Below are 13,244 nucleotides of genomic sequence, written 5' to 3' on the forward strand. Positions count from 1 at the left end.
GCCAGATACAAAAAAGGACCTCAGCGAGTGAGATCCTTCGATTTTAATTATTTTTGAATTTGTTTCAAAACATTTTTAACAGCCTGTGCTTGAAATTCCGCCTGAGCCTGCTTCGTAACCTTGGCACGATCAGCAGCTGACATCGTCGGATCTTTCTTCATAGCAGCCATTACTTGTTTGGTAATGAATGCTTTTGCCTGAACCTTAAGTTTTGATTGGTAAGACTTGCTTGCCATGACTTTCTTTAAGGCCTTGGCTTGTTTAACAGACAGCACTTGAACTGAGTGATTGACATAAAAAATGTTTTGGCGTTTAACAAACTTGTGATTTTCACCAGCAATTCCAAACCAGAACTTGGCAGCGTCATTCTTGTATTCCCAACGGGTTGTGTTGGTTACAAGATGAGTCGAGCCGTTAACTTTGACCACTTTGTTGGTGGTGTCAGTCGTTTGGGTATGGGATTTTTTCTTTGAATCATGTTGCTTTTGGTAGATGTAGACTTGATGCTTATTTGCGGTACCAATTGGTTGATACAAAAGCATCTGCATTTGTTTGTTGCCAACTGGGTAAATTTGAGTTGTGGTTGTCGTGGTAACCTGCTTCATTCCGTAATGGTCACGGTCATTTTTAATGATGAAAACCATTGATACGATTGCCAACAGCAGTGACAGCGCAGTTAATGTGTAACTTGTCGGCTTGTTGGAAATGTAGATGAAGAAGATAAATGAGAGAACCACGCCAATACCAAGTGTTAAAACAATCATTAGTCTTCATCTCCTTTTTTAGTATAGTCGCTTGAGTGACCACGGTTTTTCAAGAAGAAGGCGGTAATCAAGGCTAAGATACAGAAGAGTAGTGAAATGGCAAATGCGGCATGATAACCGGTTAAGGTGGCGTTGATCATGTGATCACGGTAGCCCAACGGATTGGTTGTCAGCATTGATTTGCCGGGCTGATTGCTCTTGGTAACGTTGGTCAAAATACTGATTAAGACCGCAGTTCCAATTGATGAAGCAATCTGTCGCTGGGTATTGTTAACAGCGGTTCCGTGACTAATCAAATTGATTGGCAACGAGTTCATACCAACGGTGGTTGCAGGCATCATTGTCATTGAAATCCCAAACATCCGGATTGCATAGAAGACAACAATGTACAAAGTTGAGGTGCTCTTGGTAATAAAGATGAATGGAATTGAACCAAGTGTTAAGAGGAACATTCCAATGATTGAAAGGCGTTTGGCACCATACCGGTCAACAGCTCGACCAGTAATGGGACTCATAATTCCCATCATCAAAGCACCTGCCAACAGGGTTAATCCGGAATGGAATGCTGACATTCCTTTAACGATCTGCAGGTACAATGGAATAACCATTTCAACTCCAACCATGGCCATCATGGTGACGGAACTAAGGACAGCTGAAATTGTAAATGGAAATGAACGGTAAACTCGGAATTCCAAGAATGGTGTCTTCATGGTTAATTGTCGCCAAATGAACAGTGTAATGAAGATCACACCAACAATTAACGTTGAAATAACTGTGGTGCTGCCCCAGCCATCTTCACCAACAGAAGAGAAGCCGTAAAGCAAACTTCCAAATCCGATGGTCGACATTGCGATTGATAATATGTCGATGCCGGTCTTCTTGGTATCCAAGACGCTTTTAACGAACCAGAAGCTGGCAAGAATAACCAGGAACATTAATGGGATGATCATTCCGAAAAGATCACGCCAGGTCCAGTTATCAATAACCCATCCTGAAAGGGTTGGGCCAAGGGCAGGCACCAGTCCGATAACAATTCCGGCAAGCCCCATGGCGGTTCCACGCTTTGCGGGTGGAAAGATTGACAGCATAATTGTCTGAAGGAGTGGCATGGTAACACCAACACCCAGTGCTTGAATTAAACGGCCAATCAACAGAACGGCGAAGCTGGGAGCGATATAACAAACAATCGTTCCGGCAAAAAAGACCATCATGGCAGCAATATACAGCCACTTTGAATTAAATCTTGTGCTCAGCCAGGCACTAACAGGAATCATAATTCCGTTAACCATCATGAATCCAGTCGTTAACCACTGAACAGTCGATGTATTGACATCGAATGCTTTCATAATAGTAGGAAATGCGGTTGAAAGAATTGTCTGATTAAGAACCGTGCAGAATGTTCCAATCAGAATAACGATAATCATTAAGCCGCGGTTATATGGTTTCCCGTTTTTATCTAATGTGTTACCCACGATTTACTACCTTCTTTATTGTAAAATTTTGATTTTATCTAAAAATCGAACAGGGACTAATATAAGATTATTCGACGTCATTATCAAGCATCTTGACAAACATATTTAAAAATATATACTTAATGTTAATAAATGTCTCACCGGTATTAGACAATTTAATAATTGCAATGCCGATATCAAGGCAATGGAAGCAATTACAAATATTTGTCATTTGGAAATGAGGGATCATTGTGGACAAGGAGTTCCAGCACAAGCTGGCTCAAATCATGAAAAATAACGATTGGCATCTTGGAATCGGTGACGTTGCTACCGCGACCGGGGTTTCTCAAACCAAACTTCGTTATTGGGAAAGTAAGGGCTATATCGAAAGCATTCAGGGAAAAGGGCAGAACCGAAAATTTACCTATAGTATGCTGATGAAGGTTTATCAGATGAAGCTGTTGTTAGATCAGGGATATACCCTTTCAGTGGCTGCGCAGAAGGCCGAGTCTAAGAGTCATGAATTAAAATTATTGAAACAGGTTTTATTTGACCGATTTGAAGGAATGGCCACAATCGATGGTCAGCCCGCAGTTAACCTGGGGTACTTGGACGACAATGATAAGAAGTCAATCCTTTATGCGGTTGTTAGTAAAGAAGGAACCAAGTTTAAAGTTGTTCCAGCCGAAAATAAAATTTAAGAAATTTGAAGAAATTAACGCTTGCTTTTTGTACCCCTATAAGCGTTACACTATGTAGTGTTATTAAAAATGATGGAGGAGAATTCATGTTAGAGAAGATCACTTACAAAGAATTGCTTAGCCACGCATTTGATATTCCAGTTTCAGTCACATACTGGGATGGCAAGACTGAAAATTATGGCGATGGCGAGCCGCAAGTTAAAATTGATATTAAAAAAGAGATTCCATTAAAGAAAATGACTTCACAACCAACTTTGGTGTTGGCAGAAGCCTATATGAACGGTGATATTGAAATTGAAGGCAGCATTGAAGATTTGGTTGCCTCCGCATTCAGAGCCGACCACAGCTTTTTGACCAACAATCCATTTTTGAAGCATTTACCAAAGGTATCTCATTCCGAAAAGGCTAGTGAGAGCGATATTCAAAAGCATTATGATATCGGTAATGATTTTTATAGATTGTGGCTTGATAAGAGTATGACTTATTCATGTGCTTATTTTGAACATGATGACGATACTTTGGAACAGGCTCAAATTAATAAAGACCGTCATATTCTACACAAGCTTAATCCAGTACCCGGCAACTCATTGCTTGATATTGGAAGTGGCTGGGGAACTCTATTGTTCATGGCTGCCGAAGAATTCGGCTTAAAAGCAACAGGAATCACTTTGAGCCAGGAACAATACGATTACACCATGCAGCAAATCAAGGAACGTCATCTTGAAGACAAGGTTAATGTTTTGTTGGAAGACTACCGTGAAGTCAAAGGTCAATTTGATTACGTCACTTCAGTCGGAATGTTCGAACATGTCGGCAAGGAAAACCTTGGATTGTACTTCCAAAAGGTTCATGATTTCATGAAGCCTGAAGGTCGTGCATTAATTCATGGGATTACCGGCCAACATCAAGGTGCCGGAGTTGATCCATTCTTGAACAAGTACATTTTCCATGGTGGATACATTCCAAACGTTGCCGAAAACATGACTCATATCATGGATGCCGGGATGCAGATGAGCGATTTAGAGCCTCTGCGCCGTCATTATCAAAAGACGTTGGAGATTTGGTACGATAACTACACCAAGGTTATCGATCAAGTGAAGGAAAAGTATGGGGTCCCATTCTCCAGAATGTGGGGCATGTACCTACAAGCCTGTGCTGCTTCATTTGAAGCCGGAAATATTGATGTTATGCAATATCTTTTGACCAATTCACCAAGTGGAACTGGTCTGCCAATGACTCGCCAATACGTTTACAAAGCCAAGGGCGAATAATTTAGATAATAGTAAAGGGAAACGCAATTTTGTGTTTCCCTTTTTTATACTGTGTGGCCGATGCGTTTAAGATAATCTGCAAATGGTTCTTTACCGGTATCTTGACCGGATTCCTTTGCTTCATACCAAGCGATCTTATCGTCTAAAATTTGCAGATGATGTTGGACCTGCCGGTATTTTGTCATGAAATCCGCCTTTGTATCTTTCAACAAATCTAGTCGATTGGGGATGGTGGCATCTCCCTGGGCTCGCCAGGTAACGTACTTTTTGAGATCATTGATGCTCATGCCGGTACCTTTGAGGTGGAGCAGAAATTTAACCCACTTAATATCTTGCTCAGTAAAGTAGCGGCGTCCGTTAGCGGTTCGCTGCGCTTTTAGCAGTCCCTGATTTTCATAATATCGGATCGTCGGGGCCGATAGCCCGACCAGTGTGGCAAACTCCCCAATTTCGTATGTCGGTTCTTTAGTTTTAGTTGGCATGATATTCCTCCAATTGAAAGTCTTGTTTGACTTAAAGTTAACTTTAAGTTGTATTGTACTATTTGTAAAGTCAATAGACAACTTAAGGAGGATATGATGAATAAAAATCAAGATGTAAAAAATGGCGTGATATTTCCCATTGGTTCGAAGAATGATACTTATGCCAAGTATTTTGTCGGCCAAAGTTATTTGCAGGGATTGGTAAACGATCCTACAGTCAACGTTGGTGTCAGCAACGTTACTTTTGAACCCGGATGTCGCAACAACTGGCATATTCACCACAACGGTTATCAAATTTTACTGGTAACCGGAGGTGCTGGCTGGTATCAAGAAGACGGCAAGCCGGCACAGTATTTGGTACCGGGTGACGTTGTCGTTACGCACGATGGTGTTAAACATTGGCACGGCGCTACCAAAGACAGCTGGTTCTCCCATATTGCAATCACGGCGGGAACACCAGAGTGGCTTGAACCGGTATCTGATACGGAATACGATCAATTGGAGGTCAAATAACAATGGCAAAAAAACAAACAGCAGGTCGGGACGCCTTGGGCGATTTTGCACCCAAGTTTGCCGAACTGAATGATGATGTCTTATTCGGAGAAGTTTGGTCAAGACAATCTAAGCTTTCTGCACGGGATCGCAGTATGATCACTTGTGCGAGCTTGATGTCACAAGGCCTATTCCCACAACTTGAAGCCCATATGAAGATGGCCAAGGCAAATGGGGTGACCAAAGATGAAATGGTTGAAATAATTACCCAGTTGGCGTTCTATGCTGGGTGGCCAAAGGCTTGGTCAGCATTTGGAATTGCAAAGAAGATTTTTAAATCCTAACGATAAACATAAAAAGTAAAGCAGCCGGATGTATACCAACTGCTTTATTTATAAAAAGACTAATTAATTACAAGTATCAATGATGTATGAAAATGCCAATACTTGGGTATTCCTGTCAAAAAATGCCAACTAGTTTAGAATCATTATTGAAAACTGTTAAAATTTATCGTACACTTGAGTTGGTTAAAAAATGACTGACATAGGAGGATGCAAATATGAATTTCATTGGTAAAGAAATTGATGATTTTAAGGTAAACGCATTTCAAGACGGGGATGTTAAGCAGGTAACCAAGAAAGATTTGTTGGGACACTGGTCAATCGTCTTCTTTTACCCAGCTGACTTTTCATTTGTTTGTCCAACTGAATTAGGTGACTTGGCAGATAACTACGCTGATTTTAAAAAGGCCGGCGCTGAAATCTACTCAGTTTCCGAAGATACTGAATTTGTTCACCAAGCATGGCATGAAAAGAGTAAAGAAGTTGGTAAGGTTGAATATCCAATGATTGCCGACCCAGCCGGCAAACTGGCACGTTTCTTTGGTGTCTTGGATGAAGAAGCAGGTCAAGCTTACCGTGGTGTATTCATCATCGATCCTGAAGGAAAGGTTCGTTCATACACCATCAATGATATGGGTATTGGCCGTAACGCCAAGGAAGTCCTTCGAACCCTTGAAGCTGCAGAATTTGTTGCTGAACATGGCGATCAAGTTTGCCCAGCTAACTGGAAGCCTGGAGAAAAGACTTTGAAGCCAGGAACCCAACTTGTTGGTAAGATTTAGATAAATATGCGTTTGATAAAGTAAAATAGCGGGTCAATGACATTTTTGTCGTTGACCTGCTATTTTTGATTAATCCTTTAAACGATTTCGCATGTCATCTCGAAGCAACCGCAAGTTTTTGATAAACGAATCGACATCGTCTCCCAACACTTGGCGAAGATCATTTTCATTATGATCATAGAAGGCTCGAATTCGTTTTGCAAAATGGCGCGCCTTTGGGGTTAAAAGAATCATCTTGTATCGGCTGTCGTGGTTGGATGGGGATCTGACGATGAGGTCTTTTTTCTCCATCAATTGAAGCAGGGTTGTTGCCGATGATTTTTGAATATTAAATTCACGCTCAACATCTGTTTGATAGAGCTCACGACTTTCTTCATCACGATAAATAAAGTCAATGATACTCATTTGAACTTGAGTGATACCCATCTTTTTTGCTTCACGGTCCGAGTAACGTTGAAGATCGTTATTTAAATTTTTTAACATGATACCAATCTGATCAGCCATATGCACCTCGTAATTCCATTTCGAACTAATTTCGTTCTTGATCATTCTATCGAACTTTTCCTAAATTGTAAACGATTTTATAGTTGATTTTATATTCTAAAGGTGTTAAATTAGTAAACAGTTCGAATTAGAACTATTAATTTTTGGAGGAATTTATGACACGTAAAATATCAACTAAACTTTATTTATCAATTGTTGCAACCGGTTTGATGGCATTCTGTGGGGTGCTGATTGAGACTGCAATGAATGTAACATTTCCAACTCTTATGACACAGTTTAACGTCGACACAGCAACCATTCAGTGGTTAACCACGGGTTACCTGCTGGTTGTCTCGATTATCGTTCCAATCTCTGGAGTGTTGAAGCGCCGCTTTACCACCATGCAGCTGTTTCTTACCGCCAGTGCGTTCTTTATTGTCGGGTTACTCATCTGTACCTTGGCTAATCGGTTTGACGTTTTGTTAATTGGCCGGATTATTCAAGGCCTAGGTACTGGAATTGCTCTTCCCTTGATGTTTAATATTATTTTGGAACAGGCACCATTGGACAAAATTGGTCTGTTAATGGGGATTGGAACCTTGGTTACGGCCATTGCCCCAGCCCTTGGGCCAACATACGGAGGATTGTTAATTGGCCTTAACTGGCACGCAATCTTTGGCATTCTTTTGGCCATCATGGTGATTGCTTTATTCTTGGGGATCTTCTCGATTACCCAAGTTTCAAAAACCGTAAAGGTTCGATTGGATTTCCCTTCATGGATTGCCATTGCGATCTTCTTTGCCGGTGCAATCTTAGGACTTAACAACATCGAAGCATCACTTACCACCGCTTCAATTTATGGCTTAATTGGCATTATTGGCCTGATCGGGTTTATTGTCCGCTCAAAGCATATTGATGATCCAATTATCAGATTAAACGTCTTTAAAAATAAATCTTTCGATTTACACGTTGTTAGTTTTGTTGTTTTCCAAATTATGAACGTTGGGGTTGCCTTTGTTTTACCAAATTATTTACAGATTGTGGCCCACACATCTTCATTGACTGCCGGATTGTTATTACTTCCCGGAGCAGCCTTGGGAGCCATTTTGGCACCAGTTAGTGGGACAATTTATGATCGTTTGGGACCAACCAAGCCCATTACCATCGCATTAGTATTTCAAACAATGGGACTCATCGTTCTGTTGGTGGAAGCATTATCTGCCAGCCCAGTATCACAGCTGATTGGTTATATTCTGATGATGCTTGGAACCGGATTTGGAATGTCGACCATTATCACAAATGGTTTGGCACAGATCCCCAAAGCTGAAAATGTCGATGGTAACGCCGTCTTTAACACCCTTCAGCAGTTTGCCGGAGCATTTGGAACCGCGGTTATCTCAATGGTTGTGGCATTGGCTCAGGTTAAAACCGATTATGTTCACACCACGGCTGTTGGAGCCCAGCATGCGTTCATCGTGCTAATGGTCTTAGAAGTTGTTAACATTATTTGTATTTTTACGGGATTGCATTTTGACAAATCTCGGAATCAAGATCAAGATGCCTCAAATTAAGTTGGCTTCTTGTGAATAATCAAAAAGATGTCCATTCCAGTGAGGAATGGGCATCTTTTTTTCTTGAATTCACATTAGTAAAATGAAGGCTTATCAAAGTTGGCGTTCGGTTCATTGACACCAATACTCTTGCGGGCAAACTTTCGTGAATCGTCATTTAAGATATCGATTATCAGTTGTGCAACAGCTTGACGGGTGACTTCTGTGCCGCCAAATGGTTCGCCACTTTGAGTGATTTCATAATTGGTGTTTCCATCCTTGTCGTAGAGCCATGCCAGGCGAAGCAGGGTGTAAGTCAAATCGGAATCCTCGATGGCTTTGGCAGTTTTCTTTCGTTTGGTAATGGAGCTTTCAATCATGCTGGTATTCCATTGACCCAAGGCACCTTTGACCTCGTCTTCGATGCCTAATACTGTGGCACCGATGAATTGACGGACGTGGTTAGCATCCATTGCTGCAATGATATTGTTAACGGATGTCAGATCCCGCATTTCGTTGAGGTAGACCGCATCGACACCATCCATTGCCTGATTGAGGGTGTCTTTATCGTTGAAGTCACCATTGATGATGGTTTCGCGTTTGGGGTCGGTCACCTTAATCCGATTATTGGCATTTCGAGCGTATAGTTTTAAATTAAAATCAGTTTGCTTTAAGAGCTGTGGAATTAAGAAACTGGAAATCTGTCCAGCAGCACCAAGAATTAATACAGTTTTCAAAAAAATTCCTCCCTTAAAAGATTTGCATACGCCTTTACTATAACGCAAATCACGTTTTGAGTAACGGTGAGCAATCTTTTTTGGGAGGAATCATTTAAATAATTATTGATCTAAATCTTGTAAAGCTTTTTGAGCTGCAACGTTCATGATGTTCCATGGACGGTCAAATCCTGGTTGGAAGAAGAAGTCGGCGTAAGCCAAGTCTTCCAAAGTCATTTTTCCTTGGATGGCTAAGCTGACTGCGTTGATGTTTGCAGTGACATCACGCTTTGACATGATCTGGGCACCCAAGATTCGATGAGTATCGGGATCAAAAGTCAGCTTGAAGTATACTTTTTCGTTACCGGCTTCATCAGGAACAAATGGTGGCTGAGTCGTATCAGTGACAAATACGGATTGACTCTTGACGCCGTTTGCGTCTGATGTGCCTTCCTTGATACCGGTTGAAGCGAAGTGGTAGTCATAGACTGACAATGCGGATGAACCGGAAACTGCCGGCATCTTCATGTCATGGCCCAAGACGTTTTTAGCGGCAATTCGGCCTTGACGACGGGCGTTGGTAGCCAAGGCAATCTGCAATTCCTTGCCGGTTGGGGCAAATGGCACCTTGGTGCTGTCACCAACCGCATAGATATCAGGCTGGCTGGTTTCCAAATGGTCGTTGACTTTGACTAACCCTTTTTCGGTTAGATCAAGGGTATCTTTGAGCCAGCCGGTGTTTGCCCGAATCCCGGCAGTTTCAATAACCAAATCAGCAGGGTATTCGGCTTGATCGGTTTTAACAACGCTGACTTTGCCATCTTTGCCTTCAAATTCCTTAACGCCCTGGCCGGTTGCAAGGTAAATGTTGTGATCTTTCATTGTGTCTGACAAAATATCGGTGAATTCCTGGTCCAGATATAATTGCAGTGGGCGGGGAAGAATGTCGATTAAGGTTACGTGCTTGCCAGCCTTGGAAAAGACTTCAGCTGCTTCAATTCCAATGTATCCGGCACCGATAACAGCGACATTTTGGACATCGGGATCAACGGTTTTGGCCTTTAATTTGATTGCCCAGTCACGGCCACGCATTGCATAGATGTTTGCCAGATCATTTCCTGGAACCGGAATGTTCGCGGGAACGGCTCCAGCAGACAAAATCAATTTATCGTATTTTTCTTCGCGAGTTGAATCATCGTCCAGATTATGGACAGTGACAGTATGTGCCTTTGGGTCGATGGATGTGACTTCTTGGTGAACAAATACGTTCACTCCCTTGGCACGCATGCCCTTGGCAGTTGCATAGCGAACAGAGTTGACATTTTTGACAACTCCTTCGAGATATAATTGCATTCCACAAGACAGGAATGAAACGAAATCTCCTTTTTCATACCATTGGATTTCAGTATCAGGTTTTTCGGCTAATATTCCTCTAACGGCTTCAAATCCACCATGAGATGAACCTACAACAATAACTTTCATCAATGATTCCGCCTTTCGTAAATATTCATTAACAAGTCATTCACTTGTTAAATAAAGCGTAACATATCCCAACCGAAAATGGTACTAATAAGTTAGAATGATTATAATGTACTTTTTATTAATCTCACGAAGATGGTTAAACATGGGCTTTCACACTTCAAAATCTGTTCAGTATAAATATTTAGAATCATTTTAACTTAATTGTCATTAGCTTGATTACCAAAACAATTTTGCAAAGAAAAAGCACCCTGAATTCAGGATGCTTGAACAACTTATTTCAACAAATATTTTAGTGTAACTGTTCCAGCTGCTTTAGCTGCAATTAACAGGCATTTTTCATTCATCATGAAATCTGGACTATGGTGAGGGTGATTCTTGCCGTCCGCAGTCATGCAGCCGACGTAGAAAAAGATACTTGGCTTCTTTTGTGCGAAATACGCAAAGTCTTCCGATGGGTCTTGGGCACCAAAGTCGGTGATCTCCGGGATGTTGGCTTCTTTCAGCGTGTTGATGACCTGCTTGCTGAAACTGGGGTCGTTGTACAAAACAGGATAGTTGTCGTCGTAATCCAAGTCGGCAGTTACCCCAAACGTGACCTCAATTCCGTGGACAATCTGTTCAATTTGCTCGCGGATTTTCTTTCTGGTACTTTCTTTCATTACCCGAACGTCGCCTTTTAAGGTGACCGATTCTTTGATAGCGTTAAACGATCCGGCACCGTCAAACGAACCAATCGTTACGCTGCCGGTATCAAACGGATCGAGCCTTCTTGAGACAACGGTTTGAAGGGTGGTGACAAAATAACTTCCGGCAACGATGGCATCGTTGGATAGATGAGGCATAGAAGCATGACCGCCTTTACCAGTGAATTTCACTGTAAAATCTGAGCGGCCGGTTTGACTTTCGCCATAGTGGTAGCCGATGGCACCTGTGGGCATTGATGACATTACATGAATGCCGACAACGTTATCAACATCATCAAGGGCACCATCTTGAATCATTGATTTGGCACCACCGGGAGAAACTTCTTCAGCCGGTTGATGGATAATTCGAATCGACCCTTTGAGTTGATCTTTCATATTAATCAGATTTTTAGCCAAGACCATCATGTAAGCAGTGTGACCGTCGTGCCCACAGGCATGCATGACACCTGGGTTCTGTGATTTGAACGGCAAATCATTATCTTCTTGGATGGCCAACGCGTCAAAGTCGGCTCTCAATGCCAGCTTGGAACCCGGCTTGCCACTGTCGATATCAACTAAGATGCCATAGCCGTCACCGCAGTCCCGAACCTGGCAGTCCATATCCTGGTAGTAATTTTTGATGTATTTTGACGTTTCTTTTTCGTGGAAGGATACTTCTGGATGCTCATGGAGATGACGCCTGATCTTGATCATTTCAGGTTCATCTTTTTGTAAATGCTGCATGAGTTCATTTATCAAATCCAAATAAAAGACCTCCTAATTATTTTTCCGCCTTTGCAGACTATGAATCAAAAATGGCTTCATTTTGTAGAACAGTACTTCGGCCACCACAAACCCGACCGCCAGGGCGATCGCAATCGTTAACGCATTAAACATGTACCGGCCGGTTCGAATTTCATTACCCAGGGTAAAACTGCGCATCCCCAAATACATAATGCCACCGGGGACCAATGATACCAGGCTGGGAACGTAGATAATATTGACGGGAACCCGGAACATAACAGCGGAAATATTTCCCAGGATTCCGATAACAATGGCTGCTGTGAAGTTGGGCAGAATCAGACCGTTATCCACTTGGAGGACCAAATAATAGGCAACCCAAGCAAGTGATCCGGTAATCCCGGCTGGTAAAAGTGAACGGCGGGGGACATTGGTCACCAATCCAAAGCCGACTGTTGATAGGAAGCTGACGACTAACTCAATCAATACTCTCATAAGCGGCCTCCAATCAAATTGAAAATCATTGCTGAAAGGGATGCGCCAAGGACGACCCCGGCTCCGATTGATCCGGCAATGATAATTGCATCGACTGCCCGGACAACTCCAGAAATGGTATTGCGGTCAATAATTTCTCGAAAGGAGTTGGTAATCGCGACGCCGGGAACCAAAGGCATCAGGGCACTGACAATGATATTACCGGCGCTGGTGGCAATTCCAAGGGACTGCAGGACTGCGGCAAGAAAGCCAACTGTAAATCCGCCCAGGCCAGCAGCCACATACGGTGTTTTGATTCGGGGACTGGATAAAGCAGCGGCCAGGTAACCAAAAATTCCAACGAAAAAGGCTAGTCCCAAATCAGCCCAGGTTGCTTTAAACAACAGCATTGGTGCAACCGAAACCAGCGCGGCACCAAAGATTTTCTGAGGCCAGGTGAAGTCGATGACTTTTTTATCGATTTGATTGATGGTCTTCTTGAGCTCATTGAAATCGATTTGACCATTTACAAATTTACGTGACATTGTATTGATTTCATCGACCTTCTCCAAGTTAAAATCACCCAGACGGACTTTGACCAGGTGCGTTTTGGTCTGGTTTTTGACGCCGACAAACAAAGCGGTAATCGTGGCATGGCAGGTTATTTCATAATGAGCTGCCCGGCCGATGTATTCGACGGTTCCTTCGACTCTTGAAGTTTCGGCACCGCTTGTGAGAAGAATTTTGCCGACTTTGCCGCACACGGAAATCAGTTCATCTTCGGATATTGATTGGTCCATATTTTCACCCCTAGATTATTCTATAAAGTCT

General features: G+C 42.4%; 15 protein-coding genes. 6 read left to right on the top strand and 9 right to left on the bottom strand.

Annotation, left to right across the window (positions count from 1 at the left end):
• Positions 1 to 47: 47 nt before the first annotated feature.
• Positions 48 to 764: a DUF4811 domain-containing protein gene (locus tag LKE01_RS07495; protein ID WP_054769510.1), complete on the bottom strand. Its 717-nt coding sequence runs from the start codon at positions 762 to 764 to the stop codon at positions 48 to 50.
• Positions 764 to 2,236 carry an MDR family MFS transporter gene (locus LKE01_RS07500; RefSeq protein ID WP_056982357.1) on the bottom strand — a complete coding sequence of 491 codons (1,473 nt, stop codon included), beginning with the start codon at positions 2,234 to 2,236 and terminating at the stop codon, positions 764 to 766. The genes LKE01_RS07495 and LKE01_RS07500 overlap by 1 nt, the downstream gene beginning before the upstream one ends.
• 230 nt (positions 2,237 to 2,466) lie before the next feature.
• Between LKE01_RS07500 and LKE01_RS07505 the strand changes: the two genes are divergently transcribed.
• Both LKE01_RS07505 and LKE01_RS07510 read left to right on the top strand, forming a co-directional pair.
• Positions 2,467 to 2,916, top strand: a complete 450-nt coding sequence (locus LKE01_RS07505; RefSeq protein WP_054769511.1) for a MerR family transcriptional regulator — start codon at positions 2,467 to 2,469, stop codon at positions 2,914 to 2,916.
• 86 nt (positions 2,917 to 3,002) lie between these two features.
• The gene (locus tag LKE01_RS07510; RefSeq protein WP_054769512.1) at positions 3,003 to 4,187 is read left to right on the top strand and encodes an SAM-dependent methyltransferase; all 1,185 of its coding nucleotides are present in this window, start codon (positions 3,003 to 3,005) and stop codon (positions 4,185 to 4,187) included.
• 44 nt (positions 4,188 to 4,231) lie between these two features.
• On the opposite strand, the gene LKE01_RS07515 is transcribed toward LKE01_RS07510, so the two are convergent.
• Positions 4,232 to 4,669: a MerR family transcriptional regulator gene (locus tag LKE01_RS07515; RefSeq protein WP_054769513.1), complete on the bottom strand. Its 438-nt coding sequence runs from the start codon at positions 4,667 to 4,669 to the stop codon at positions 4,232 to 4,234.
• A gap of 96 nt (positions 4,670 to 4,765) precedes the next feature.
• On the opposite strand from LKE01_RS07515, the gene LKE01_RS07520 reads away from it, so the two are divergent.
• The 3 genes from LKE01_RS07520 to ahpC all read left to right on the top strand — a co-directional run bounded on the left by LKE01_RS07520 (position 4,766) and on the right by ahpC (position 6,284).
• Complete coding sequence (locus tag LKE01_RS07520; protein WP_169790311.1) at positions 4,766 to 5,182, top strand: cupin domain-containing protein; 417 nt, start codon at positions 4,766 to 4,768, stop codon at positions 5,180 to 5,182.
• Positions 5,183 to 5,184: 2 nt separating this feature from the next.
• Positions 5,185 to 5,505 carry a carboxymuconolactone decarboxylase family protein gene (locus tag LKE01_RS07525; protein ID WP_056982360.1) on the top strand — a complete coding sequence of 107 codons (321 nt, stop codon included), beginning with the start codon at positions 5,185 to 5,187 and terminating at the stop codon, positions 5,503 to 5,505.
• Between the two features lie 215 nt (positions 5,506 to 5,720).
• The gene (gene ahpC, locus LKE01_RS07530) at positions 5,721 to 6,284 is read left to right on the top strand and encodes an alkyl hydroperoxide reductase subunit C (protein WP_056982361.1); all 564 of its coding nucleotides are present in this window, start codon (positions 5,721 to 5,723) and stop codon (positions 6,282 to 6,284) included.
• 69 nt (positions 6,285 to 6,353) lie between these two features.
• Here ahpC and LKE01_RS07535 read toward each other — a convergent pair whose 3' ends face one another.
• A complete protein-coding gene (locus LKE01_RS07535; RefSeq protein ID WP_056982363.1) occupies positions 6,354 to 6,788 on the bottom strand; it encodes a MarR family winged helix-turn-helix transcriptional regulator in 435 nt (144 codons plus the stop codon).
• 155 nt (positions 6,789 to 6,943) lie between these two features.
• Between LKE01_RS07535 and LKE01_RS07540 the strand changes: the two genes are divergently transcribed.
• On the top strand, positions 6,944 to 8,338 hold the full coding sequence (locus LKE01_RS07540; RefSeq protein ID WP_056982365.1) for a DHA2 family efflux MFS transporter permease subunit: 1,395 nt from the start codon (positions 6,944 to 6,946) through the stop codon (positions 8,336 to 8,338).
• Between the two features lie 74 nt (positions 8,339 to 8,412).
• Here LKE01_RS07540 and LKE01_RS07545 read toward each other — a convergent pair whose 3' ends face one another.
• The 5 genes from LKE01_RS07545 to LKE01_RS07565 all read right to left on the bottom strand — a co-directional run bounded on the left by LKE01_RS07545 (position 8,413) and on the right by LKE01_RS07565 (position 13,213).
• Positions 8,413 to 9,054: an NAD(P)H-binding protein gene (locus tag LKE01_RS07545; RefSeq protein WP_054769516.1), complete on the bottom strand. Its 642-nt coding sequence runs from the start codon at positions 9,052 to 9,054 to the stop codon at positions 8,413 to 8,415.
• A gap of 102 nt (positions 9,055 to 9,156) precedes the next feature.
• Positions 9,157 to 10,515, bottom strand: a complete 1,359-nt coding sequence (locus tag LKE01_RS07550) for an FAD-dependent oxidoreductase (RefSeq protein ID WP_056982367.1) — start codon at positions 10,513 to 10,515, stop codon at positions 9,157 to 9,159.
• 272 nt (positions 10,516 to 10,787) lie between these two features.
• A complete protein-coding gene (locus tag LKE01_RS07555) occupies positions 10,788 to 11,963 on the bottom strand; it encodes an amidohydrolase (RefSeq protein ID WP_054769517.1) in 1,176 nt (391 codons plus the stop codon).
• A 12-nt stretch (positions 11,964 to 11,975) separates the two neighbouring features.
• Positions 11,976 to 12,434, bottom strand: a complete 459-nt coding sequence (locus LKE01_RS07560) for a threonine/serine exporter family protein (RefSeq protein WP_054769518.1) — start codon at positions 12,432 to 12,434, stop codon at positions 11,976 to 11,978.
• A complete protein-coding gene (locus LKE01_RS07565) occupies positions 12,431 to 13,213 on the bottom strand; it encodes a threonine/serine exporter family protein (RefSeq protein WP_054769519.1) in 783 nt (260 codons plus the stop codon). The genes LKE01_RS07560 and LKE01_RS07565 overlap by 4 nt, the downstream gene beginning before the upstream one ends.
• Positions 13,214 to 13,244 lie beyond the last annotated feature (31 nt).

Origin of the sequence: Lentilactobacillus kefiri (genome assembly GCF_007989105.1) — a bacterium.
Classification (GTDB): Bacteria; Bacillota; Bacilli; order Lactobacillales; family Lactobacillaceae; genus Lentilactobacillus; species Lentilactobacillus kefiri.